Source organism: Methylobacterium sp. WL18, assembly GCF_008040015.1.
Classification (GTDB): domain Bacteria; phylum Pseudomonadota; class Alphaproteobacteria; order Rhizobiales; family Beijerinckiaceae; genus Methylobacterium; species Methylobacterium mesophilicum.
On sequence record NZ_VRVD01001334.1, the window covers coordinates 1 to 451 of the forward strand.

The 451-nt window shown below is 74.9% G+C and carries 1 pseudogene; it reads right to left on the bottom strand.

Annotated features, from left to right (window positions below):
* Nucleotides 1-451: pseudogene (locus tag FV228_RS32620) on the bottom strand (hypothetical protein); the annotation flags it as partial.

Below are 451 nucleotides of genomic sequence, written 5' to 3' on the forward strand. Positions count from 1 at the left end.
GCGCCGGAGAGAGCCCCGGTCACCGACCCCAGGACGCCGCCGGCCGCATCGGCGACCTGCCCGACATCGCCGGCGACCTGCCCGATCGCGGGGGCCGCGTTGCCGCCCAGAACCGCGCCGGGCAGGTTGACCACGTCGGTCAGGAGATTGTGCGCCTCGCCGAGCTCGCCCAGGCCCACATTGGTGCCGAGGTTGATCACGGCGTGGAGCGGCTCGTTCAGGATCGCCACGTCGTGGCCGGTCTGCTCCAGCACCCCGTGGATGCCGTCGATCACGCCGTTGGCGAGCCCGGCCACGGGCTGCAGCGGCGCGTTCGGTCCGAGCAGGGGGCCGATCCCATCCGCCTGGCCTCCACCGGCGAGGCCGCCGAGCAACCCGTCGAGGGGCGTTCCGCCGTGCCCGCCGAGCAGGCCATCCACCGCCGAGGTCACGGGGGCGAGCAGGCTGCCGC